The 24,785-nt window shown below is 61.8% G+C and carries 20 protein-coding genes and 1 pseudogene; 18 read left to right on the top strand and 3 right to left on the bottom strand.

Translation table 11 applies throughout. The features are described from left to right. The first annotated feature begins 113 nt into the window (after positions 1–113). Positions 114–1,328: a YbfB/YjiJ family MFS transporter gene (locus K9857_RS12040; protein WP_411961559.1), complete on the top strand. Its 1,215-nt coding sequence runs from the start codon at positions 114–116 to the stop codon at positions 1,326–1,328. Further along, entirely contained in the window at positions 1,325–2,572 is a 1,248-nt protein-coding gene (locus K9857_RS12035; protein WP_224535981.1) for an MFS transporter, read from the top strand. The genes K9857_RS12040 and K9857_RS12035 overlap by 4 nt, the downstream gene beginning before the upstream one ends. On the opposite strand, the gene K9857_RS12030 is transcribed toward K9857_RS12035, so the two are convergent. Continuing rightward, complete coding sequence (locus K9857_RS12030) at positions 2,556–3,440, bottom strand: LysR family transcriptional regulator (protein WP_224535978.1); 885 nt, start codon at positions 3,438–3,440, stop codon at positions 2,556–2,558. The genes K9857_RS12035 and K9857_RS12030 overlap by 17 nt on opposite strands. A 247-nt stretch (positions 3,441–3,687) precedes the next feature. Here K9857_RS12030 and K9857_RS12025 point away from each other — a divergent pair, with 247 nt between their 5' ends. The 4 genes from K9857_RS12025 to K9857_RS12010 are packed head-to-tail and all read left to right on the top strand — an operon-like array spanning position 3,688 to position 7,258. After that, a complete protein-coding gene (locus K9857_RS12025) occupies positions 3,688–4,002 on the top strand; it encodes a DUF485 domain-containing protein (protein ID WP_224535977.1) in 315 nt (104 codons plus the stop codon). Then, complete coding sequence (locus K9857_RS12020) at positions 3,999–5,672, top strand: cation acetate symporter (RefSeq protein WP_224535975.1); 1,674 nt, start codon at positions 3,999–4,001, stop codon at positions 5,670–5,672. Before K9857_RS12025 ends, K9857_RS12020 begins: the two co-directional genes overlap by 4 nt. A gap of 48 nt (positions 5,673–5,720) precedes the next feature. Then, positions 5,721–6,275 (top strand): cytochrome b, encoded by a 555-nt coding sequence (locus tag K9857_RS12015; RefSeq protein ID WP_224535973.1) that lies wholly within the window; start codon positions 5,721–5,723, stop codon positions 6,273–6,275. A gap of 2 nt (positions 6,276–6,277) precedes the next feature. Beyond that, positions 6,278–7,258: an NAD(P)H-dependent flavin oxidoreductase gene (locus K9857_RS12010; RefSeq protein ID WP_224535971.1), complete on the top strand. Its 981-nt coding sequence runs from the start codon at positions 6,278–6,280 to the stop codon at positions 7,256–7,258. A 244-nt stretch (positions 7,259–7,502) separates the two neighbouring features. Here the strand turns inward: K9857_RS12010 and K9857_RS12005 are convergent, their stop codons facing one another. Both K9857_RS12005 and K9857_RS12000 read right to left on the bottom strand, forming a co-directional pair. Continuing rightward, positions 7,503–8,240 carry a TorF family putative porin gene (locus K9857_RS12005; protein ID WP_224535969.1) on the bottom strand — a complete coding sequence of 246 codons (738 nt, stop codon included), beginning with the start codon at positions 8,238–8,240 and terminating at the stop codon, positions 7,503–7,505. A gap of 107 nt (positions 8,241–8,347) precedes the next feature. Beyond that, positions 8,348–10,090: an amidohydrolase gene (locus tag K9857_RS12000; protein WP_224535967.1), complete on the bottom strand. Its 1,743-nt coding sequence runs from the start codon at positions 10,088–10,090 to the stop codon at positions 8,348–8,350. Positions 10,091–10,193: 103 nt separating this feature from the next. On the opposite strand from K9857_RS12000, the gene K9857_RS11995 reads away from it, so the two are divergent. From K9857_RS11995 to tssG, 12 genes and pseudogenes are all read left to right on the top strand, one after another. Beyond that, positions 10,194–11,135: a LysR family transcriptional regulator gene (locus tag K9857_RS11995; protein WP_224535965.1), complete on the top strand. Its 942-nt coding sequence runs from the start codon at positions 10,194–10,196 to the stop codon at positions 11,133–11,135. 73 nt (positions 11,136–11,208) lie between these two features. After that, on the top strand, positions 11,209–11,826 hold the full coding sequence (gene lexA, locus K9857_RS11990; protein ID WP_224535963.1) for a transcriptional repressor LexA: 618 nt from the start codon (positions 11,209–11,211) through the stop codon (positions 11,824–11,826). Continuing rightward, complete coding sequence (gene imuA / locus K9857_RS11985) at positions 11,826–12,443, top strand: translesion DNA synthesis-associated protein ImuA (protein WP_224535961.1); 618 nt, start codon at positions 11,826–11,828, stop codon at positions 12,441–12,443. Before lexA ends, imuA begins: the two co-directional genes overlap by 1 nt. Before the next feature lie 7 nt (positions 12,444–12,450). After that, positions 12,451–13,866 carry a Y-family DNA polymerase gene (locus K9857_RS11980; RefSeq protein ID WP_224535960.1) on the top strand — a complete coding sequence of 472 codons (1,416 nt, stop codon included), beginning with the start codon at positions 12,451–12,453 and terminating at the stop codon, positions 13,864–13,866. Further along, positions 13,842–16,940 (top strand): error-prone DNA polymerase, encoded by a 3,099-nt coding sequence (locus K9857_RS11975; RefSeq protein WP_224535958.1) that lies wholly within the window; start codon positions 13,842–13,844, stop codon positions 16,938–16,940. Before K9857_RS11980 ends, K9857_RS11975 begins: the two co-directional genes overlap by 25 nt. 701 nt (positions 16,941–17,641) lie before the next feature. Continuing rightward, positions 17,642–19,201: a type VI secretion system protein TssA gene (gene tssA / locus K9857_RS11970; protein ID WP_224535955.1), complete on the top strand. Its 1,560-nt coding sequence runs from the start codon at positions 17,642–17,644 to the stop codon at positions 19,199–19,201. A 32-nt stretch (positions 19,202–19,233) separates the two neighbouring features. Continuing rightward, positions 19,234–19,737: a type VI secretion system contractile sheath small subunit gene (gene tssB / locus K9857_RS11965; RefSeq protein ID WP_224535952.1), complete on the top strand. Its 504-nt coding sequence runs from the start codon at positions 19,234–19,236 to the stop codon at positions 19,735–19,737. Positions 19,738–19,764: 27 nt separating this feature from the next. Further along, positions 19,765–21,240, top strand: coding sequence for a type VI secretion system contractile sheath large subunit (gene tssC / locus K9857_RS11960; RefSeq protein ID WP_224535950.1), 1,476 nt, complete (start codon positions 19,765–19,767; stop codon positions 21,238–21,240). Between the two features lie 12 nt (positions 21,241–21,252). Beyond that, a complete protein-coding gene (gene tssE / locus K9857_RS11955) occupies positions 21,253–21,681 on the top strand; it encodes a type VI secretion system baseplate subunit TssE (RefSeq protein ID WP_224535947.1) in 429 nt (142 codons plus the stop codon). Beyond that, positions 21,671–21,973 (top strand): annotated as a pseudogene (locus K9857_RS11950) (PAAR domain-containing protein); the annotation flags it as partial. The gene tssE and the pseudogene K9857_RS11950, both read left to right, overlap by 11 nt. A 48-nt stretch (positions 21,974–22,021) precedes the next feature. Continuing rightward, on the top strand, positions 22,022–23,809 hold the full coding sequence (gene tssF, locus K9857_RS11945) for a type VI secretion system baseplate subunit TssF (RefSeq protein ID WP_224535945.1): 1,788 nt from the start codon (positions 22,022–22,024) through the stop codon (positions 23,807–23,809). Beyond that, on the top strand, positions 23,773–24,780 hold the full coding sequence (tssG, locus tag K9857_RS11940) for a type VI secretion system baseplate subunit TssG (RefSeq protein WP_224535943.1): 1,008 nt from the start codon (positions 23,773–23,775) through the stop codon (positions 24,778–24,780). The genes tssF and tssG overlap by 37 nt, the downstream gene beginning before the upstream one ends. Positions 24,781–24,785: the final 5 nt, after the last annotated feature.

The raw sequence follows: 24,785 nt of genomic DNA, 5'->3' as shown, positions 1-24,785 counted from the left end.
GGGGAATTGGTGTGGTATCTAGATTGAAGATAACTGCTGCCTGATTAATTCGTTATTTGAGATATCGCCTTCGCGCGTAGAGTCGGCCCGACTGAAGTAGGGAAGGGCAGATGATGAACAGCGTGAAAGCAACAACGGCCCAGCAACCGGCTAGCCCATGGCGAGGCACGGTGGCGGGGTTTTCGGCGAGTCTTGTGGGGATCGGGCTGGCGCGGTTTGCCTATACGCCGTTGCTGCCGGCGATTGTCGGCGCCCACTGGTTCGATGCGTCCAGGGCGGCTTACCTGGGGGCGGCGAATCTGGCGGGGTATCTGGCCGGGGCGCTGTTCGGGCGTTCGCTGGCGGCGAAAACTTCAACCCGTTTCACCCTCAGGGCGATGATGCTGCTGGCGAGCATCGCGTTTTTCGCCTGTGCCTATCCCGTGTCCTTCGCCTGGTTTTTCGCCTGGCGCCTGCTCTCTGGTGTCGCCGGCGGGGCGCTGATGGTGCTGGCCGCGCCGACGGTTCTGGCCCACGTGCCAGCCTCCCGTCGAGGCCTGGCCGGCGGGGTGATTTTCATGGGCGTCGGGGTCGGGATCGCGGCGTCCGGCACGCTGGTGCCGCTGTTGCTGCAACAGGGCCTGGCGCAGACCTGGCTCGGCTTGGGCCTGATCGCGCTGCTGCTCACCGCTATCGCGTGGCATGGCTGGCCGAGCGAAAACAACAGCGCATCCAACACCGTCCACCATCGTCGTCCACCCTCCAACGGCACCCTCAAGGCGCTGTATGTCGAATACGCACTCAACGCCGCAGGCTGGGTGCCGCACATGATTTTCCTGGTGGACTTCGTCGCCCGTGGCCTCGGTCAGGGGCTGCAAACCGGCGCGCAATACTGGGTGCTGTTCGGCATCGGCGCCACCGTCGGCCCGTTGCTGGCAGGGGCGCTGGCTGATCGGATTGGCTTCGGTCGGGCGCTGCGGGCCGCGTTCATCATCGAGGCGATCAGCGTCGCCGCACCGGCCCTGGGACTTGGCACGGTCTGGCTGATGGCTTCCAGCGTCATCGTCGGCGCCTTCGTCACCGGCACCGTGCCGCTGATGCTCGGTCGCCTGCAGGAAGTGCTCGCCCGACACCCCGCGCAACAAGCCGCCGCGTGGCAAACCGCAACCGTGGGCTTCGCGCTGTTCCAGGCCGTCGCCGCCTATGGTCTGTCGTTCCTGTTTTCCTACAGCGGCGGTAACTATCGCTTGCTGTTCGGCATCGGCACGGTGGCGATGTTGATTGCCTTCGTCATCGACGTACTGGCGGCAATCCGCAGCGCTGAATCTACGGAGCACTCTGCAACGTGAACTACGCCGAGCGCAATCTTCCTTACTGGCGCCGCAACCTGGCGGTTTGTGTGTTCGGCTCGTTCACCACGCTGGTGAGCCTGACCATGCTGCTGCCATTCCTGCCGCTGTATGTGCAACAACTGGGCGTCACGGCCCAGGCCGATGTGGTGCAGTGGTCCGCCGTGGCCTTTGGCGCGACGTTTTTCGGCACGGCGATCACCGCGCCGCTCTGGGGTCGGCTGGCGGATCGATTCGGGCGCAAACCGATGCTGATCCGCGCCGCCATCGGCATGGCCATTGTGATGTCGTTGATCGGACTGGCCCGCGATGTCACCGACCTGGTGGTGCTGCGCCTGATCGCCGGCTTGATCGGTGGCTATGCCTCGGCATCGATCGTGATGATCGGCTCGCAAGTGCCACGGGAAAAAGCCGGATGGGCGCTGGGCGTGCTGTCGACCGGGGCGTTGTCCGGCAATCTGATCGGGCCGCTGGTAGGCGGTTTCCTGCCACAGTGGGTCGGCATTCGCGGGACCTTTTTCGTTGGCGGCGCGGTGATCGCCGTGGCGGCGCTGGCCACCATCCTGTTGGTCCGCGAGGATTTCCAGCGTGGTGTGGACGGCTCGCAACGCACAAAAAACAGCGCGGACAAACAGGACAACACCCGCTGGCCAGTCATCGCCGCGCTGTTGGTGACCGCCATGATGGTCCTGCTGGCCAACATGTCGATCGAGCCGATCATTACCGTCTACATCGGTCATCTGGGCGTGGCCTTCGACGATCAGGCGCGAGTGGCCGGCGTGGTGATGGCCGCTTCGGCACTGGGCAGCATCCTGACCGCCGCGCGACTGGGCGCACTGGCCGATCGCATCGGCGGCTGGAACGTGATCATCGGTTGCCTGGTGCTGACCGGCATCCTCATGCTGCCCCAGGCGTACGTCACGCATTGGTGGCAACTGGCGGTGCTGCGCGGCCTGATGGGCATGACCCTGGCGGGATTGCTGCCGGCGATCGCCAAGCTGATTCGCGGTGCGGTGCAAGCGCATAACACCGGCAAGATCCTGGGTTACTTGCAGTCGGCGCAGTTCTCCGGTCAGGTGATCGGGCCTTTGATCGGCGGCCAGATCGGCGCGCATTTCGGACTGCATCACGTGTTTCTGGTGACCGGCGCGCTGCTGGTGCTGTGTGCCGCTATCAATGGCTGGATAAAGAACCGTTTCGATGGCGCGTCCGCAGCTCTCGATCGGTCTACCGCGCCACGCTAGGGACTTCGTCCTCCCGCACGCTTTGCAGAAAAGTCGCCAGGGCACTGGAGAAGTAGCCGTCGATGCGGCGCACGAACACGGTCTCGACCTGCGCCATGTCCGCCGGCAGATCGTGCACCGCAACCAGACCATCGCGCGCCGCATTGGCCGCCACCCCCCGGGGCAACAGGCTGATGCCGACGCCCGCCGAAACGCAGGCGATGATGGCTTCGATCGAGCCGAATTCCAGCGGTTCCGGGGCGACGATGCCGAGGCTGGTCAGCAGCGTGTCCAGGCGCTGGCGATAGGAGCAGCCGATGCGAAACACCACGGTCTTCAAATTCTCCACCTCGGCGATCGCTTGCAGGCTGCGCAGGGCAGGGGACGTCACCAGCACCAGTTCCTCGCGAAAGGCTTCCTCGCTGTGTAGTTCCGGATGGTGGACGGGCCCGGCGACGAACGCGCCTTCCAGCTTACAGTCGATGACGCCCTGGATCAGGCTGCAGGTGGTGCCGGTGCGCACCACCGGGCGAACATCCGGATAAGCCTTGGCAAACTGCGCGATCAGGCGCGGCAAACGCATGGCCAGGGTGGTTTCCAGCGTCCCGATTTCCAGCACGCCCCGTGGCTGGCCGTCATCGCGCGCGGCGCTGGAAGCATCGAGCAAGAGCTTCGACAGCCGGGCCGCGAAAGGCAGGATGCGCCGGCCCGCAGGCGTCACCTGAACCCCCTTGGCGCTGCGTTGAAACAGCGCCACCCCCAGTTCGCTCTCCAGCGCGCGAATCCTCGTCGACACGTTGGATTGCACGGTGTTCAGCTCATTGGCGGCCTTGTTCATGCTGCCGTGGCGCGCCACCGCATCCACCACCCTCAGATCCGCAACATCCATCGCCTTCACCTATCTGTAAAAGTCATAACTGCTGGCAAATCTAAAGCTTCCGGCAGATGAGCGATAGGGCCATTCGGCAAATTTAAGGTTCACCAAAACAGATCAACTGAATCACAAATGATCATTTTACTTGATGATGTGGCGGGCATAGGTTGAAGGGGCACAGATACCGCAGCCAGTGGCGGATCGAGTCTGAATCTGAGGCTGTGGAACAACAATAACGCAACCACTGCTACACGGAGTCAACGTGAACCATGCAACCGAATCGGCCAGAATTCGCAATCACCCCCGTTACAAGGAGTTGGTCTCTCGGCAACGAAGATTCGTCGCCGGGCTTACCACCGCAACCCTTGTCCCGTACTTCACGTTCATCCTCGTCGCCGCTTTCGCGCCCCAGCTGCTAGCGACGAAGCTTTCCGCCACCAGCGTCATCAACATCGGCTGGCCCCTGGGCCTGGTGTTCATCGTCGGCGCCTGGTTGTTCACCGGGCTCTACATCCTGCGGGCCAACGGTGAGTTCGACACCCTGACCGCACAAATTCGCGCGGGGGTGATCGTATGAAACGCCTCCTGCAAAACCTCATTCTTCCTGTTCTGCTGAGCGCCTTCGCAGCGCGCGCCATGGCCGGCGACGTGCTGCAAAACGTAGAAAAGCAGCCGATCAACTACACCGCGATCAGCATGTTCCTGGTCTTCGTCGTGACCACCCTGGGCATCACCTACTGGGCGGCCTCCAAGACCAGATCCATGGACGACTTCTATAACGCCGGCGGCGGCATCACCGGCTTTCAGAACGGCCTGGCACTGGCCGGCGACTACATGTCGGCGGCGGCGCTGCTGGGTGTCACCAGCATGATCTTCTTCAACGGTTTCGACGGCGTGCTGTACTCCATCAGCTTCTTCGTCGCCTGGCCGCTGCTGCTGTTCCTGTTTGCCGAGCGCATCCGTAACCTGGGGCGCATCACCATCTCGGACATCGCCTCGTTCCGCCTCGACCAGAACCGCATCCGCACCATGACCGCCTTCGGCTCGCTGACGGTGGTGTGCTTTTACCTGGTGGTGCAGATGGTCGGCGCCGGGCAGTTGATCCAGTTGCTGTTCGGCCTGCCGTACAACTACGCGGTGATTGCCGTGGGCTTGCTGATGGCGGTCTACGTGACCTTTGGCGGCATGGTCGCCACCACCTGGGTGCAGATCATCAAGGCCGGGCTGCTGCTATTGGGCGGAACCTTGCTGGCGTTTCTGGCGCTGAGCAAGTTCGGTTTCTCCTTCGATCTGATGTTCGAACAAGCGGTGGCCGCGCACCACGATGGCGAGCGGATTCTGCTGCCGAGCAAACTGGTGGCCGATCCGCTGTCGCTAATCTCGTTGTCGCTGGGCCTGGTGTTCGGCACCGCCGGCTTGCCACACATTCTCATGCGTTTTTTCACCGTGCCGGACGCCAAGCAAGCGCGCAAATCGGTGTTCGTCGCCACCGGCTTCATCGGCTTTTTCTACCTGATCGTCGCCGTGCTGGGGCTGGCCGCCATCGTAATCGTCGGGCAGGACCCGGCCTTCTATGATTCCGGCAATCTGGCCGGCAAGTTGATCGGCGGCGGCAACATGCCGGTGATGCACCTGGCGAAAGCCGTGGGCGGTGACCTGTTGCTCGGCTTCATTTCCGCCGTGGCGTTCGCGACGATTCTGGCGGTGGTGTCGGGGCTGACCATGGCCGGCACTTCGGCGATTTCCCATGACCTGTATGTGATGGTGGTGCGCAAGGGCAAGGCCGAGGCGAAGGACGAGCGCCGCGTGTCCCGTATCGCTTCGGTGGGCATCGGCGTCGTTGCCGTGCTGCTGGGGATTCTGTTCAAGGACCAGAACATCGCGTTCCTGGTGGCGCTGACCTTTGGCGTGGCCGCGTCGGTGAATTTCCCGATCCTGGTGCTCTCGATGTACTGGAAGGGGCTGACCACGCGCGGCGCCTTGATCGGCGGCGTCGCCGGCCTGATCAGCGCGGTGGGTCTGGTGATTCTGTCGCCGGCGGTCTGGGTCAAGGTGCTGGGCAATGCCGAGGCGATCTTCCCCTACGACTACCCGGCGATCATCTCGATGAACGTGGCGTTCCTCTTCACCTGGCTGGGCTCGGTCACTGACAGAAGTCGCTCCGCGGAGCTGGAACGCGAGCGTTTCGACGACCAGCTGATTCGCGCCCAGACCGGGCTCGGCGCCGCGCAGGCGGTCAATCACTGATCGCGTGTTCCTTTTCCTGATTGGCATTCGCTGCAAAAGGAGTCAGCCATGCAACTCAAAGACAATGGCTTGAGATTTTCCCCCATCACCATCGCCCTGCATTGGGTCGTGGCGTTTTCCCTGCTGGCGATCTTCGGCCTGCAACTGATGATCGGCCAGGCGTCCGCCGAGGCACTGCGAAGTGAACTGGTACGGGTGCAGAACCTGGTCGGTCTGGTGCTGTTCCTCGTCTCGATCTACCGCTTCTGGGCGCGGGTCACGGCCTATCATCCGCTGCCCGTGGGCACGCCCAATCCCATCGAAGTGATCATCAGCCGCTCGGTGGCGGTGTCGCTGGCGCTGGCCATGGTGCTGTTGCCCGTTGCGGTCTGGGCTTCGCGCTGCGCGGGCGGCGGAGTGGTGGAACTACCCGGCGGTTTGCAGATCCCGAGCCTGCTGCCGGTCAATGCGACGCTCAAACACGTGGTCGATGTGCTGTTCAACATCGGCGCCTCGGCGTTTCTCGCGGGGCTGGCGCTGCACATCTTCGGCGCAGTCAAGAATCACTTTCTCCTGAAGAACAACACGCTCAAGCGCATGCTGGGCAAACACGTGGAGCTGTGAGCATGAACCAGGACAGATTCGATTTTGCCGGGAACGCCATCACCCGATTGTGCGGTGTGAAGTACCCGATTTTCCTCGGTGGCATGGCGGCCATTTCCGGCCCTCAACTGGTGGGTGCCGTGGCCAATGCCGGGGGCATGGGGGTGATCGGCGGTCTGCGCCTGCCGCCGCTGGCCTTGCGCCGCTGGATCCAGGAGACCCGCGAGCTGACCGACCGGCCATTCGGAGTGAACCTGGTGCCGCAGTTCGGCGGCCCGGATGTGTTCGAGGCGCAGTTCCAGGTGATCCTCAAGGAAAAGCCCAAACTGCTGTCGCTGTTTTACGCCGAGAAGTATTCCGCCGATATGATCCCCCGGGCCAAGGACGCCGGGCTGCTGGTGATGGTCCAGGCAGGCTCCGTGGAGCTGGCGCACATCGCCCTTGCCCAAGGCGCGGACATCATCATCGCCCAGGGCAGTGAAAGCGGCGGACACCTCAATCGCGGCACCATCGGCATCATGCCGCTGCTGACTTCGATCCTCGCTATCTCCGAGGGCCGGCCGGTGCTGGCGGCCGGCGGCGTGACCAACGGCGACGATGTGCGGGCACTGATGTCCCTCGGCGCGTCGGGGGTGGTGGTGGGCACGGCGTTCATCGCTACCGAAGAGTCGAACGCGCATCCGCTGTACAAGCGGAAGATCGTCGAAGCGACCACCGATGACACCGAGTACCGCACCGGTTACTCGTTCGGCTGGACCTACGGCACGCCGCACCGGGTGATCCCGAATCGGGACAAGTGGAATTTGCTGCGTCTGATCGGCGGCGGCGCCCGGGCCATCGACAAACCGCGAATGGCCGAAAAGTTGTCGCTGTATGCGGGGCAGGGGGTGGGCAAGATTCACAGCGTGGTGCCGGCGGCGCAGCGGGTGGCGGAATTGGCTGGAGGGTTGGTGGAGCGGATGCCAGTGGAAGCCGCAAAACAGAAATGGGCAATGCCCTTGTAGGAGCGAGGCTTGCCCGCGAAGGCGTCAGGTCAATCGACATCAATAGTGACTGACCCAACGCTTTCGCGGGCAAGCCTCGCTCCCACAGGATTTACGCCGTCAGTGGATCGCGTGTTCGACACAAAACACTGTAGGAGCGAGTTCACTCGCGATGGAGGTTGACGATACCGCTGGCTGCCTGACACCCCGCGTCGTTCTCGGGTTCATCGCGAGCAAGCTCGCTCCTACAGAGGGGGCGCGTGTATTAGAAGATTTTGCTGACGCTCGCAACCACCGTGGCACTGCACACATCATCGAACCCCCAATTGCTGGCGCACTGGTTCTTCGACAAATCGGTGTCGATGTAGCTCAACCCCAGCATCACACCCGCCAGTTCATGACTCAGCTTGACCTCCCATTCGCGGTACGAATCATCGGCGTGGCCGGAGGTCGAATACAAGTGCGGGTCCTTGAAGTCCATGTTGCCGTAACGCAGCTTCAAACCGGTGTCGTAGGGCAGTTGGGTTTCGTAGCCGACGTAGCTGTAAAGCGAGTTCTGCTTGCTGTCGACGCCCGGTGCATCGTCGGAGTAGTAGGCCGCGAGTTTCACCCCGTAGACACTGAGAATCCCGTAGACCTCGCTCTGATTGAACTGGCTTTCCTTCGGGTAGGAATACTTCAGATAACCCACATCCAGGCTGACCTCTTCAGTCGCCTCCCACAGCCAGCCGCCGTAGTAATCGATTTCCTGGCGGGTCTTCAGACCACCGCCGAAATCGACATTGGAACTCCAGGCCCCCAGGTACAGGCCGCTGCTGTGGGTCAGGGTGGCACCGGCCTGGATCGCCGGGTCGTTCTGGGTCTGCGAGATGCCGCGGGTGCGGTAATCGCTGGCCAGGGTCAGGTCCACCAGTACGGCGAAATCGTCATTCAAGGGTATCGCCTGGCTGCACAGCGGCAGCACGCTCAGGGATCCGAGGGCGAACAGGGTCAAGGCTTTCATGGGTAGCGTCCCGCTATTGTGATTGTTATGGGCAGTTTTTCGGGGCAAGGCTGCGCCGGCCCCGACGACGCGCGTGGGGGCGGGCAGGTGATGCGTGGAGGGTTTTCTCAGCGAGTGGCGGTGTAGATTTCGCGCCCGGCGAACCAGGTTTGCAGCACCTGGGTGTCGTGCAGGGCCTTGTCGTCGACGCTGAACACGTCGCGGTCCAGCACGATGAAGTCCGCTTGCTTGCCGGGGCTCAGCGAACCGATCTGTTTCTCAAGGCCAATGGTGCGCGCGGCGTTGAGGGTGTAGGCGTAGAACATGGTTTCGCGATCCAGGCGCTCGTCGGCGTTGAGCACGCCCATCGGGCCGGTGCGTGTCATGGCCTGGGCCATGGCGTTGAACGGGTTGGGCGAAGACACCGGCCAGTCGCTGGCGCCGGCGATGGTCGCGCCCTGTTTGAGCAGCGAGTGCGCCGGGTATTGATAACGAAAGGCTGCGGCACTGACGTAAGGCTTAATCATGTCCGTGGTGTAGTCGTCCGCCGAGGCCCACAGCAGCTGCATCGAGGCGATCACGTTCAGCGGTTTGAAACGGGCGAACTCCTTCGGATTGACCATTTGCAGGTGAGTGACCGAATGCGTCACGCCGCTCTGGCGATCCTTGCGCGCCTGGGCGATGCCGTTCAGGGCCTCGCGCACCGCACGGTCGCCGATGGCGTGGATGTGCACCAGCCAGCCGCGCTGATCTATCGCACTGACCAATTCACCGAAGTGCTGCGGATCGATCAGCAGTTCGCCCTGTTTGTGCGAGTTGCTGTACGGATCGATCATCGCCGCGCTCTGCGCCGGGTATTCGATCACACCGTCGGCGAAGATCTTGATGCCGGGCAGGGTCAGGTTGGGAACCCCCTGAAATTGCTGGCGGACCTTTTCCAGCACATCGAGATCGGCCGGCACGCTTTTCGGATTGGCCACCAGCAGCGCGGCGACGTGGGCGCTCATGCCGCCGCTTTCGGCCAGTGCCTTGTAGGCCGGCAGCACGCCGACGGTTTTCTCCGTGGGCTTGAGTGCGTACACCGGCTCGCCGGGGGCGGCGTTGGCGGCGGGGTCCATCCAGGCGGTGATGCCCAGGCTGTTGTTGTAACGAAGGGCAGATTGCGCCGCGGTGAGCATGTCGGCGGCGGTCGGCACCGGCATTTTCGTCGCCACGCGATCCCAGCCGGCATCCACCACGAAACCGTTGGGGCTGCCGTCGGCAAGCTGGCCGATGGTGCCTTTCTCGGCGTCCGGCAGGTTCTTCAGCAACGCGGCATCGATGCCGGCGCGTTCGAGCATGACGTTGTTGGCCCAGGCGGTGTGGTGGTCGCTGCCGGTGAAAACCACCGGCACCTTGGCCCATTCGCCGTTGTTGAACTTCTTGCCCAGGGCTTCGGCCTGGGACCAGTAGGCCGAACTCATGCCGGCCACGCTCAGCACATCGCCATGTTTGGCTTTGCCGTCGTCACGCCAGCCGCGCAGGCGTTTTTCCAGTTCATCGACATCGACGACTTCGTCTTCCATGTTCGCCGAGACCATTTCCAGGCCGCCGAAAATCGCGTGGGAATGGGTGTCGATCAGGCCGGGCATCAGGGCCTTGCCGCCCAGGTTCACCACTTTGGTATTGGGCGTGATCAAGGCCTTGATCTGCGCGTCGCTGCCGACTTGCTGCACCTTGCCGTCCTGCACCGCCAATGCCTGAACCTTGGGGTTGGCGCGGTCGGCGGTGAAAATCTTGCCATTGAGCAGGACCAGATCCGTGGCGGCCATGGCTTCCAACGAGGCAAAACTAACAGCGGCCATCAGTAGATTCGGGATGAATCTTTTCATTGAATGTTTCCTTGTTATTGCGTCTGATGGCCAGATTAGTGGCTGTCCGGGTGCAGCAGAACGCTTCGCTCACGAAAAACGTTTTTGCCGGAATGGAAAAAGTATGGACAAGTTGGGTGCATTGAGAATGTTCGTGGTGACGGCGCAACTGGGCAGTTTCAGCCGCGCCGCCGAGCAGATGGGCAAGACCCCGTCCGCCTTGACCAAGGCGGTCAATCACCTGGAAACCGAGCTTGGTGCCCGGCTGTTCGAGCGCAGCACCCGACGGATTTCACTGACGGAGTCGGGACGGCTTTATCTGGAAACCGCGCGCCAGGTGTTGCTACGGCTGGACGAGGCCGGCGAGGAAATCGAGCAGTTGCAGCATGGCTTGCGCGGAACCTTGAAAATCACCGCGCCGCTGGCTTACGGGCAGGCGTTTCTCGATCAGGTCTGCGGCGGTTTTCTGGAGCAGTACCCGCAAATCGATCTGCAGGTTGACCTGTGCGACGAGTTCGTCAATCTGGTGGAAAGCGGTTATGACCTGGCCCTGCGCGAAGGTCATGACGATCTGCCGGGACTGATCGCCCGCATCGTCGGCAGCAATCGCCTGGCCCTGTGCGCCAGTCCTGAATACCTGGCGCGCAAGGCGCTGCCGGTCACCCCGCAAACCCTCGACGAGCACCAATGGCTGTTGTACCGCCACCCGCTGCTCAGCCGCGAATTCTGGTGGGTCGAGCGCGACGGCCAGCGCCTGAGCCTGCCGCAACCCTCATCGCCGCGCCTGCGCAGCGACAACTACGACCTGCTGCTGGCTAACGCCCTGGCCGGCCGCGGCCTGCTGCACACGCCCCTGTGGAGCGCCGCACCCTACATCGCCGACGGGCGACTGGTGCGAGTGATGGCCGACTACGACATCGACCCCGACAGCTTCGGCGCGCACATCCTCGCGGTGTACCCCAGTCACCGCCGGGCGACGGCCAAGGTACTGGCGTTCATCGACTATATCGCGCAGTTCCTCGCCTCCCGCGGCTTGACCGACGATTGCGCCGGACGTCAACGCTGACGCAAAACCTTTGGGAGCTCGCGCCTACAGGTCGTCCACAAAATCTTGTAAGAGAAACCGCAAAAGAGTACAAATGTACTCCATGACGACTCTAACTCCCCGCCGTACCGCCATCCTGACCTTCATCCGCGAGCGAATCGCCGAACACGGTCAGTCTCCGAGCCTCGCTGAAATCAGCGAGGCCTTTGGTTTTGCCTCCCGCAGCGTGGCGCGCAAGCACGTGCTGGCGCTGACCGAGGCCGGTTTCATCGAGGTCAATCCGCATCAGGCCCGGGGCATTCGCCTGCTCGGCCAACCTGCGCGGCCCGAATTGCTGGACATCCCGGTACTCGGTCGTGTGGCGGCGGGTGCGCCGATTGGTGCAGATGCGGAAATCCATAGTCGTCTGTTGCTCGACCCGGCGATTTTCTCCCGCACGCCGGACTACATGCTGCGGGTTCGCGGCGACTCGATGATCGAGGACGGCATTCTCGATGGCGATCTGGTGGGCGTACACCGCAGCCCCGAGGCGGTCAACGGCCAGATCGTCGTCGCGCGCCTGGACGGTGAAGTGACCATCAAGCGTTTCGAACGAACAGGTGACACGGTTCGTCTGTTGCCACGCAACCCGGCCTATGAGCCGATCGTCGTCGTGCCCGGTCAGGACCTCGCGATCGAAGGGGTGTTCTGCGGTCTGGTGAGGCAAGGCTGATGGGTGCCGTCGTTGCGCTGGATACGCTGTTCAATGGCGGCCAGATCTGGAAGGGCCGGCCTGCGCCGCCGAGCGCCAGCCCGCAGACCACCGGGCATGCCGCGCTGGATGCGACACTGCCGACCGGAGGCTGGCCGGAAGCGGCCTTGAGCGAAATCCTCCTGGCCGGGCAGGGCGTGGGCGAGTTGCAACTGGTGTGGCCGACGCTGGCGCGGCTGTCGGCGGCGGGCGAGCGCATCGTATTGGTGGCGCCGCCGTTCGTGCCGTACCCCCAGGCCTGGCAGAACGCCGGGGTCGATCTGCGCCAGTTGTCGATCATAGAAGCCAGCGAGCGCGATGCCCTGTGGGCGGCGGAACAATGCCTGCGTTCAGGCAGTTGCGGCGCGGTGCTGTGCTGGCCGCACAAGGCCGATGACCGGGCGCTGCGGCGCTTGCAGGTGGCGGCGGAAACCGGCTCGACCCTGGCCTTCGCCTACCGCTCGATCCATGAAGCGATCAACCCGTCGCCCGCAGCCCTGCGTATCGCCATCGATGCCAGGCCTGCGCAGTTGCGCGTGCTCAAGTGCCGGGGCGGACTGGCCCGCTCGGCGCCGATTGCCTTCCCCGTGGGGCATTGAGGTTGCCATGCGCTGGGTGTGCATTCTGTTCCCGCAATTGGCGCTGGACGCGGTCCTGCGTCAGCGCAGCGACCCTGACGAGCCGCTGGCGCTGCTGACCGGCCCGGCGCAGCGTCGGGTCTTGCAGGCGGTCAACGTCTCGGCACGGGCGCTGGGGTTGCGTCCCGGCCAGTCGATGACCGCCGCCCAGGCACTGAGCAAAGGTTTCGCCACCGCGGAATACGACGCCGCCGAGATCGAACACTGGCAACAGTTCCTGGCGGCCTGGGCCTATCGCTTCAGCTCCCAGGTCAGCGTGCATTACCCCCGTGCGGTGGTGTTCGAGATCGAATCCAGCCTGGGCCTGTTCGGCGACTGGGCGCAATTCGAAACCCGGCTGCGCACTGAACTCGGCGAGCTGGGCTTTCGCCACCGCATCGTCGCCGCGCCCAACCCCGTGGCCGCGCGGATCCTCGCCAACGCCTATGACGGCCTGGTGGTGCCCGATGATCAAGCCCTGCAGTATCACCTGGGGCAATTACCCGTCGACCGCATCGGCCTGGAGGCCAATGTCGCCACGGCGCTGTCGCGCATGGGGCTGCGTACGCTGAGCCAGGTGCAGGCGTTGCCTCGGCAGAGCCTGGCCCGGCGTTTCGAGGCCCAGGTACTCAAGCATCTGGACGCCTTGCTCGGCACGCGGCGCCTGGCGCTGGCGTTCTACCTGCCGCCGGACCGTTTCGATGTGCGCATCGAGCTCAACTTCGATGTGCAATCCCATCAAGCCCTGCTGTTTCCATTACGTCGACTGACCGGCGATCTGTCGGCGTTTCTCTGCGGTCGCGACAGCGGGGTGCAGCGTTTCGACCTGCACCTGGAGCACGCCGGATTGCCCGACAGCGTGATCAAGGTCGGCCTGCTCAGCGCCGAACGCGATGCGGCGATGCTCTTCGAACTGGCCCGCGGGCGGCTGGAGCAAGTCCAGGTCGAGGCTCCGGTGCGCGGCTTTCGCCTGCGCGCCGAAGACCTGCCTGCCTTCGTGCCCCAACGCCAGGAACTGTTCGATGACCGTCCGCAACAGTCCTTGCCCTGGGAGCAACTGCGCGAACGCCTGCGCGCACGGCTGGGGGATGACGCTGTGCACGGCCTGCGCTTTCAGGCCGATCACCGCCCCGAATGTGCCTGGCAGGCCCGTGCCGACAGTCAGCCATGTGTGCCGCTGCCGGGGGTAAAACGCCCGGGCTGGCTGCTGACCGAACCGCAAGCGCTGCACGAACACTCGACGCGCATCCTGATGGGCCCGGAGCGCATCGAGACCGGCTGGTGGGACGGCGATGACGTGCGCCGCGATTACTACCTGATCGAAACCCGCACCGGCCAGCAGGGCTGGGCGTGGCGCGCGGTCGGCGAGGACGGTCCGTTGTGGCTGCAGGGCTGGTTCGCATGAGCGCCGGCTATGCCGAACTGCACTGCTTGTCGAACTTCAGTTTCCAGCGCGGTGCCTCCAGCGCCCTTGAACTGTTTCAACGGGCCAAGAAGCAGGGTTATCAGGCCCTGGCGATCACCGACGAATGCACTTTGGCCGGCATCGTCCGCGCCTGGCAGGCGGCAAAATCCGTGGAGTTGCCGCTGATCATCGGCAGCGAAATCCGCATCGAAAACGGCCCGAAACTGGTGCTGCTGGTGGAAAACCTCGAGGGCTACCAGAACCTGTGCCGTCTGATCACCCAGGCTCGTCGACGGACGCAGAAAGGCCAGTACCAGATCCTCAAGGAAGATTTCAGCGAGTCGTTGCCCGGGTTGCTGGCGCTGTGGGTGCCGGACGCGGTCGATGACGTCGCGCAGGGGCGCTGGCTGAAAGAGGTGTTCGCCGAGCGTTTGTGGCTGGCGGTGCAACTGCATTGCGGCCAGGACGACACCCGGCGCCTGCACGATTTGCTGGCGCTGGCCCGGGCGCTGGACATTCCGGCCGTGGCCAGCGGCGATGTACACATGCACGCCCGTGGCCGGCGCGCCTTGCAGGACACCATGACCGCGATCCGTCATCACCTGCCGGTGGCCGACGCCGGGCTGCGCCTGCACCCCAACGGCGAGCGCCATTTGCGCAGCCTCGAGGTCTTGCGCGAGCTGTATCCGCCGGCACTGCTGGAGGAGTCCGTGAACGTGGCCCGGCGCTGTACGTTCGATCTGAAGCAGTTGCGTTATCAATACCCCAAAGAGCTGGTGCCCGACGGATATAACGCCAGTGCCTGGCTGCGCAAACTGACCGAGGAAGGTATCGCCTGGCGCTGGGAAAACGGCGCGCCGGCCAAGGTACTGGAGCAGATCGACAAGGAACTGGAACTGATCGCCGAGCTTGGCTATGAGAGCTACTTCCTCACCGTGCATGACGTGGTGCGCTTCGCCCGTGAACAGCGAATTCTCTGTCAGGGCCGTGGTTCGGCGGCCAACTCGGCGGTTTGCTATGCCCTGGGCATTACCGAGATCAACCCGGATCAAACCACGCTGCTGTTCGAGCGCTTCATGTCCAGGGAGCGCAACGAGCCGCCGGATATCGATGTGGATTTCGAGCACGAACGCCGCGAAGAAGTCCTGCAATACGTTTTCCGCCGTTATGGCCGGGGTCGCGCGGCCTTGACCGCGGTGGTCAGCACCTACCACGCCGCCGGTGCCGTGCGCGATGTGGCCAAGGCCCTGGGTCTGCCGCCGGACCAGATCAACGCGATGGCCGACTGCTGCGGTCACTGGAGTGATGAAACCCCGCCCGTGGAGCGCCTGCTCGAGGGCGGTTTCGACCCGGAAAGCCCGGTGTTGCGCCGGGTCCTGAGCCTGACCGGGCAACTGATCGGCTTCCCCCGGCATCTGTCGCAGCACCCCGGCGGCTTCGTGATTTCCGAACAGCCGCTGGACACCCTGGTGCCGGTGGAAAACGCCGCCATGGCCGACCGTACGATCATTCAGTGGGACAAGGACGACCTCGATGCGGTCGGCCTGCTCAAGGTCGATATCCTTGCGTTGGGCATGCTCAGCGCAATCCGCCGCTGTTTCGACCTGCTGCGTCGGCACCGCAATCTGGACTTGAGCCTGGCGACGATTCCGTCCGAAGACCGGCCGACCTACGACATGATCAGTCGCGCCGACACCATCGGCGTATTCCAGATCGAGTCCCGGGCACAGATGTCGATGCTGCCGCGCCTCAGGCCCAGGACCTTCTACGACCTGGTGATCGAAGTGGCCATCGTCCGGCCGGGGCCGATTCAGGGCGGGATGGTGCATCCGTACCTGCGACGGCGGAACAAGGAGGAGCCCGAAACCTATCCGTCGCCGGAGCTCAAGGTGGTGCTGGAAAGGACCCTTGGCGTGCCGCTTTTCCAGGAGCAGGTGATGCAGATCGCCATCGTCGCCGCCGACTACAGCCCCGGCGAGGCCGATCAGTTGCGTCGCTCCATGGCGGCCTGGAAACGCCACGGCGGGCTCGAACCGCACAAGGAACGCCTGGCTGCCGGCATGAAGAAAAACGGCTACAGCGCCGAATTCGCCGCGCAGATCTTCGAGCAGATCAAGGGCTTCGGCAGCTACGGTTTTCCCGAGTCCCACGCCGCCAGCTTCGCCTTGCTGACCTACGCCAGCTGCTGGCTCAAGTGCCATGAGCCGGCGGCGTTCGCCTGTGCGCTGATCAACAGCTGGCCGATGGGCTTCTACAGCCCGGACCAGATCCTGCAGGACGCGCGCCGCCATCATTTGCAGATCCGCCCGGTGGACGTGCGCGCCAGCGACTGGGATTGCAGCCTGGAACCGGTGGCCGGTGCGCAACCGGCGATCCGCATGGGCCTGCGCATGATCAAGGGCTTTCGCGAAGAGGATGCGCGGCGTATCGAGACCGCGCGAGGCAAGGGCGCGTTTGCCGATATCTCCGACCTTGGCGAACGGGCGCAACTGGATGCCCGTGCCCGGGAGCTGCTGGCCGATGCCGGAGCGTTGCGCGGCATGGCCGGTGATCGCCATCGGGCGCGCTGGGAAGTGGCGGGGGTGGAGAAACAACTCGGTCTGTTCGCCGGTTTGCCCCGGCAGGAAGAGGAAGCCATCGTGCTGCCAAAACCCACGGTCGGCGAAGACCTGCGCGCCGATTACGCGAGCGTCGGCACCACCCTCGGCCCGCATCCGCTGGCCTTGTTGCGCGGTGAATTGAAGGCCCGGCGCTGTCGCAGCTCCAGGGAATTGCTGGAGGTCGAACACGGTCGGCCGGTGAGCATCGCCGGGCTGGTGACCGGCCGACAACGACCGGGCACCGCTAGCGGCGTAACCTTCGTCACCCTCGAAGACGAGTTCGGCAACGTCAACGTGGTGGTCTGGCGCGACCTCGCCGACCGCCAGCGCCGGGTGCTGGTGGGCTCGCAACTGCTCAAGGTCGACGGGCGCTGGGAAAAGGAAGGCGAAGTCCGCCACCTGATCGCCGGGCGCCTGAGTGACCTGAGTTCACTGCTGGACGGCATTACCGTGCGTAGTCGGGATTTTCACTGATTCACAACTCGGTTTTCGGTCAGGCAGTGATGCGAATTTCCTCTGCGATACAAGGCGTCATCGGTGAGCTTGATTAGCAAATCGCGCGTGCAAGGGGCAATCCAGAGCACTTACGCATTTTGCAATATCTTATGTTTTTCTATATGGATTTTTAGGGAGTAAGGTTTTGCCGTGAAAGTGTTTACCTTTGTCTGGTTATTCGAAGTTTCCTTGAGCTGTTGTACAACTTTTGTGCATGGTTTATGTGGGTTGTTTTTGATGTTTTGTGAGTCGTGTAGATTTTGTTTTGGCTTTTGTAGGAAATTTCCTAGTTCCTTTTGGGAATGTTCTTAATTGTTTTGCTGTCTGGGATTGGCGTAGCCTTTGCTGACGATGTTCCTGCGTAAAATTAAGTTCTTGGATGATCTTGGAGGCGGAGTGGATAAGGGGCAGGTACCGGACAGGAAATACTGTTGGCGGACGACTGGCTCTATTCAAAAGGGCAAGATGTCCTTGATTGTCATGAAACAAGTCGGTGCCCATCGTTCCCAAGCGTGTTATGTATTGGCTTGAAGTTGTTGATCGTTTGTCTTCCAGGTTGCGTCATTATTTCGCATAAGGTTCTGCTACCTGAGTGTCAGGAGTTGTCTCAAGGATAAGTTGATATCTGCCATTTCGGCTGATTGAAAACTGTGGAAGTATCCCCTGCTTAGAGGTCACGGATGTCCTACTCAAACAAACTTTCCGCCCATTATATCGAGCTCGCGAAAACCTCTATTTCCAAAGAGAGTTTCGCGGGCGAGGATGTTCGTTTTTCGAGTGAATATGAGGCATTGGAACGCGAGTTGGGCAAGGCTCAATCCATGCATGAAAGCGGCCAGATCGACTGGCTGAAAATCCGCGAAAACTGCGAAAGTCTGCTTCGCACTCAATCCAAGGATTTGCGCGTGGGAGCCTGGCTGACATGGGCTCTGTACCAGCGTGAATCCTTCCAGGGGATGCTGGCCGGACTCGGGCTGTTGCTCCATCTTTGCGAGCATCACTGGTTCGAAGTCCATCCGGGCAAAGCCCGTACCCGAGGCGCAGCCATCCGCTGGCTGGTGCCACGTCTTGAGCAGGCGCTGAACGAGAACGTTGCGATAAAAGAACAATTGCCAATGTTCCGCCGTCTTGTTGAACACCTTGAGGGTCTCGACGCCGTTTGTACCGCGCAACTGGGTGATGAGGCACCACTACTGTTACCTGTCTCCCGTCGTCTGAAAAAAATGGTTCAGCGCGCCGCCGACAATCAGCCCGAACCCGGGGTGGTCAGTGCTGCAGTGGCACAGGTCAAGCAGGCAGCCACTCAACTGTTCACCCCTGGCGCGCCGATCGACAACGAAAAGGAAGCCCACAAAGCGTTGCGCGCGCAGCAGGAAAACGCACGACCTTTGTGTGCCTGGTGGCTCAAGCAGCAAGCCACCGACCTGCGCGCCTTGCGCCTCAATCGTACGCTGCTGTGGTTACCCATCGATGCCGTCCCCGAACGCAATGCCGAACACATCACTCCTCTGCGCGGGTTGCCGGCGGACAAACTCAAGTCCTATCAGGAACGCTATGACCAGGGCGCTCATGCCGACCTGCTGGTGGAGCTGGAGGCGAGCCTTGGGAAATCGCCTTTCTGGTTCGATGGCCAGCGGATGGTCTGGGAGTGTCTGCAAGGATTGAATGCGGAACTGGCCATGCGAGAGGTGGAAATTCAGTTCGCGCTTTTCATTCAGCGCCTGCCGGGCATCATCGAGTTGCGCTTCCACGACGGCGTACCGTTCGCCGATGCCGCCACCCGAGCCTGGATCAGCGCCAGCGTCCTGCCTCACCTGCAACGCGCCATTGCACCACGCAAGGCCGAGGTTGCCGAAACCCAGCCCGCCTGGGAACTGGCCCTGGATGAAGTTTTGCCGATCCTGCGCAAGGACGGACTCAAGGCCGCCGTACAGATCCTCAAACAAGGCATGCAAAAAAAAGCTCAAGGCGGGCGCGCCCGGTTCTTCTGGCAGTTCGCCCTCGCACGGTTGTGCTTCATGGCCAAGAAGTATGAGTTGGCCAGGATCCAACTCGAAACGCTGGACCGGTCACTGCAGGAGTCGGGCGTCAATGCCTGGGAGCCGGATCTTGCGCTGCAAGTGCTGCATTTGCTGCATGGCTGCTGCGAACTGTTGCCCCAGAACCATGCAGTGCGTGAATGCAAGGAAGAGATTCACCGCAGGCTGTGCCACCTCGATCTTGAAGTGGTACTCGAATAGGCCCCAAGGCCACAACCGCAAGGAGAAAACCCATGGCCAAAGAAGGCTCGGTCGCCCCCAAGGAACGCATCAACGTTACCTTCAAACCCGCCACTGGCGGGGCCCAGGAAGAGATTGAACTGCCGCTGAAACTGTTGGCGATCGGTGACTACACCCACCGCAAGGACGAGCGCAAGGTCGAGGATCGCAAGCCGATCAGTATCGACAACATGACCTTCGACGAAGTGCTGGCCAAGCAGGAACTGCAACTGACACTCAGCGTGCCGAACCGCCTCCAGGAAGAAAGCGACACCGAAGAGCTGGCCGTGAAACTGCGCGTCAACTCGATGAAGGACTTCAACCCGGCCAACCTGGTCGATCAGGTGCCCGAGCTGAAAAAACTTATGGAACTGCGCGATGCCCTGGTGGCCCTCAAAGGTCCGCTGGGCAATGCACCGGCGTTCCGCAAAGCCATCGAAGGCGTCCTCGCCGACGACGAATCCCGCGATCGCGTGCTGGGTGAGCTGGGCTTGAATGCCGCAGCCCCCGACGCCTGAGTTCCATCAGCCAAGGAAGCCAACACCATGAGTAACAGTGCAGCACCGCAAAAAAGTACCGAGAACGGCGAATACAGCATCCTCGACAGCATCATCGCCGAAACCCGCCTGACCCCTGACGATGACGCCTATGACATCGCCAAGCGTGGCGTCTCGGCCTTCATCGAGGAACTACTCAAACCGCAAAACAACGGTGAACCGGTCAAGAAGGCCATGGTTGACCGCATGATCGCCGAGATCGATGCCAAGCTCAGTCGGCAGATGGACGAAATCCTTCATCACCCGGATTTCCAGGCGCTGGAATCGTCCTGGCGTGGCCTGAAGTTGCTGGTTGACCGCACCAACTTCCGTGAAAACATCAAGATTGAAATTCTCAACGTCTCCAAGGACGACCTACTGGACGATTTCGAAGACTCGCCGGAAGTGATGCAGTCTGGCCTGTACAAGCACATTTACACCGCTGAATACGGCCAGTTCGGCGGCCAGCCTGTAGGCGCAATCATTGCCAACTACTTCATGTCCCCGAGTTCGCCGGACGTGAAACTGATGCAATACGTCTCCAGCGTGGCCTGCATGTCCCATGCGCCGTTCATCACGGCTGCCGGCCCCAAATTCTTCGGCCTGGAAAGCTTCACCGGCCTGCCAGATCTCAAGGACCTGAAGGATCACTTCGAAGGTCCGCAATTCGCCAAATGGCAGAGCTTCCGCCAGTCGGAAGACTCCCGCTACATGGGGCTGACCGTGCCACGTTTCTTGCTGCGCAACCCGTACGACCCGGAAGAGAATCCGGTCAAGTCGTTCGCCTACAAGGAAACCGTCGCCAACAGCCACGAGCACTATCTCTGGGGCAACACCGCCTATGCGTTCGGCACCAAGCTCACGGACAGCTTTGCCAAATTCCGCTGGTGCCCGAACATCATCGGTCCTCAGAGCGGAGGCGCAGTGGAGGACCTGCCGTTGCACCACTTCGAAAGCATGGGCGAAATCGAGACCAAGATTCCAACTGAAGTGCTGGTGTCCGACCGTCGTGAGTACGAAATGGCAGATGAAGGTTTCATCTCCCTGACCATGCGCAAAGGCTCTGACAACGCAGCATTCTTCTCCGCGAGTTCGGTGCAGAAACCAAAGCTCTTCGGCAACAGTGCAGAAGGCAAGGTGGCTGAACTGAACTACAAGCTCGGCACACAACTGCCGTACATGATGATCGTCAACCGCCTGGCGCATTACCTGAAAGTGCTGCAGCGCGAGCAACTCGGCTCGTGGAAAGAGCGCACCGACCTCGAGTTGCAACTCAACAAGTGGATCCGTCAATACGTTGCTGACCAGGAAAACCCGAGTGCCGAAGTTCGTGGTCGTCGTCCGCTGCGTGCTGCCCAAATCATCGTGAGCGATGTGGAAGGCGAACCGGGTTGGTACCGCGTAAGCCTGAACGTGCGGCCGCACTTCAAATACATGGGGGCTGATTTCACCCTGTCGCTGATCGGCAAGCTGGACAAAGAGTAAGCGGAGCATCTCATGAACGGATACGGCAGCTTTTTCGAACGCCTGGGTGGTGACGCGGATCAACGTGTCGGCTGGAGCCGTGAAGTCTCCGCCACGGCGTCCGTGGCTGCCCATCTGGCCAAAATGCTCAGCACCCGTGCGGGCAGTGTGCAAACGCTGTCCGACTACGGGCTTCCCGATCTCAATGACATGCGTCTGAGTCTGCACGACGCTCTGAGTCAGGCCCGTCTGGCCATTGAAAATTTCATCGAAGCCTACGAGCCGCGCCTGAGCAATGTGCGGGTCATTTCCTTGCCGCGAGAACACGATCAGCTCCGACTGTCCTTCAGCATCGAAGGTTTGCTGGAGGTTGATGGCTTCAAGCGTCAGGTCAGTTTCGCCGCGCGCCTGGATGGCAGCGGTCAAGTCAAGGTCAATCAAGGAGACATGTATGTCCGGTAGACCTGCAGCCCGCGTCACCGACCCCACCGCTTGCGCGATTTCCGGCCACGGAAACAACCCGATCGCCACTGGTTCCCCTGACGTGTTTTTCGATGGGCTCCCGGCTGCCCGTCAAGGCGATGCGTCGGAGTGCGGAGGGACGTTGGCGGGAGGGCTTGCGACGACGGTTTTAATCAACGGCAAGCCAGCGGCCATTGTGGGATCGGTCGGTAGCCATGGCAATGAAGTCACCGCAGGCTCCGGAACCATCATGATTGGCAACTCGCACACACCTGCGCCTTTTGTGCCGCCCAAGTAGGAACCCATTGTTTTTCGAGCCCTATCACCAGGCAGGTACGCCATGTCCTTCAACCACTATTACCAAAGCGAACTCACTGCACTTCGCCAGCTAGGTCGCCGATTCGCCGAACGTAGTCCAGCGTTGGCCCCATTCCTGGGACAGGCTGGACGGGATCCGGACGTAGAGCGGTTGCTCGAAGGCTTTGCGTTCCTCACCGGGCGCTTGCGTCAGAAACTGGATGACGAGTTGCCCGAGCTCAGCCATTCGCTGATGCAACTCCTGTGGCCCAACTACATGCGGCCGTTGCCCGCGTTCAGTATCCTGCAGTTCGACCCGCTCGAGCACGCAGGCCCGCCAATGAGGGTAGGGCGCAATACACCGGTTGAGAGCATGCCGGTCGATGACGTGCGTTGTCGTTTTCGCACCTGCTACCCCACCGAGGTTCAAGCCCTGCAGCTGGCGGCGCTGACGTACTCGGTGAAGGGCAACGGTTCGCTGTTGAGCTTGCACCTTGCGATGAGTGCCGAAGGGCAATTCGGTGAGTTGGATCTGAGTCGCCTTCGACTGCATTTCTCCGGTGAGCGTTACATCAGCCAGATGCTCTATCTGTGTCTGCTGCGTAACCTGGATGGCATCGAACTGATTCCCCTGGATGCTGCCGGCGATCCCGTCAACGATGTGGGCGGCCGGCCCCTGACATTCAAGTTGCCAAGCGACCGGGTACGGCCCGTGGGATTCGCCGAAGAAGAAGCGCTGATTCCCTACCCACTGAATACCTTCCGCGGCTATCGCTACCTGCAGGAATATTTTGCTTTCCAGGACAAATTCCTGTTCGTCGACGTCAATGGCCTGAGCGTGCTCAAAAACCTGCCGCAAGATGCCCTCGAAGAAATGAAAGGCCTGGAGTTGCGTTTCGATATCCGGGAGAGCGGCATCCTGCGTATGCGCCCGACGCTGGAAAACGTGAAGCTGCATTGCACGCCGATCGTCAATCTGTTCCAGCACGATGCCTTGCCAATTCGCCTTGACGGCAAGCAGGACGAATACCTGCTGTTACCCGCTGAATTCGACCTGGAACACTGCGGCGTGTTTGCCATCGAAAAAGTCGTCGGCTGGATACCCGGTGGCCTGGGTTACCAGGAATACGTGCCGTTCGAATCCTTCGAGCACGACCCCAGTTTCGACGTGCCAGACGGCAGCCCCCACTACAGCATCCGCCAGCGCTCTTCCTCGCTGCACGAAGGCCTGGACACCTACTTGAGCTTTGGCATTCGTCACAAAGAAGCTCATGAAACCCTGTCGATCGAACTCACGTGCACTAACCAGAATCTGCCGCGAAAACTCAAGCTGGGCCAGATCTGCATGGCTTGTGAAGGCACCCCCGAATTCCTGAGTTTCCGCAACATCACCCCGGCTACCCCAAGTTATGCGCCGCCGCTGACCCAGGACTTCCTGTGGAAGCTGATCAGCAACATGTCGCTCAACTATCTGTCCCTGGCCGATGTGAATGCGCTGAAGGTGATTCTCGAAACCTACGACTTGCCGCGTTACTACGACCAACAGGCGGAGCGCGTCAGCAAGCGTTTGTTGGGCGGGCTCAAATCCATCAAACATCAGCATGTTGATCGACTGCACCGGGGGTTGCCGGTGCGGGGCCTGCGCTCGGAATTAACCATCGACCCGCAAGGTTATATCGGCGAAGGCGATCTGTTCGTTTTCGCATCCGTACTCAACGAGTTTTTTGCGCTTTATGCCAGCCTCAATTCGTTTCACGAACTGAGGGTCAACAGCACACAGGGAGAGGTGTACCAATGGACACCACGTATGGGCCTTCAGCCGCTGCTTTAAGCGGACTGACCCGAGGCATACGCGAATACTCGGTCTATCAGGCCGTGCTGCTGGTGGTTGACCGTCTGCGCGAGGCTCACCCACACCTGAGCCACGATGATTTGTACGACCATCTGGAGTTTCAGGCCAACCCCAGCCTGGGGTTTCCGGGCAGTGATGTGGACCGTGTCGAGTTTTTCCACGAACACGGGCAGATGCGCGCACGCATGCGTTTCAACCTTATGGGTCTGGTGGGTTCCAGCTCGCCGCTACCGGCGTTCTATGGCGAGCAGGCCTTGGGCGACAGCGAAGCCGGCAACCCGACCCGACAATTTCTGGACCTGTTCCACCATCGCTTGCAGCGGCTGATGTTGCCGATCTGGAAGAAATACCGTTACCGCGCCAGCTTCCAGAGTGGTGCGATTGATCCGTTCTCCAAACAGCTTTTCGCGCTGATCGGCCTGGGCGGCGAAGAGATCCGCCGTGCTCGGGAGCTGAACTGGAAGCGCCTGCTGCCTTACCTCGGCTTGCTCAGCCTGCGCGCGCATTCGGCGGCACTGACCGAAGCGGTGCTGCGTTACTACTTCAAGCATGCCGCGCTGACCATCGAGCAGTGCATCGAACGCCGCGTGGCAATTATCCACGCGCAACGCAACCGGCTGGGGCGTGTCAACACCGCTCTCGGCGCAGATGTGGTGCTGGGCGAAAGCGTGCGCGATCGCAGTGGCAAGTTCCGAATTCATATCCGCGAACTGGACTGGCGACACTTTCACGAATTCCTCCCGATCGGCTTTGGCTACCAGTCGTTGTGCGCGCTGGTGCGGTTCACCCTGCGTGACCCGCTGGACTACGACATTCGCCTGGTGTTGCGCCAGGAAGAAATACGCGAGCTGTGCATAGGCGAGCAGAACGTTTGTCACCTGGGATGGACCAGTTGGCTGGGGCGCGAGAGCGCAGACGGTGTCGTCACCCTGGGCAGCAGAACTCACTAAGGATG

Source organism: Pseudomonas sp. REP124, assembly GCF_020164475.1.
Taxonomy (GTDB): Bacteria; Pseudomonadota; Gammaproteobacteria; order Pseudomonadales; family Pseudomonadaceae; genus Aquipseudomonas.
This window is presented reverse-complemented; position numbering and strand designations above follow the sequence as displayed.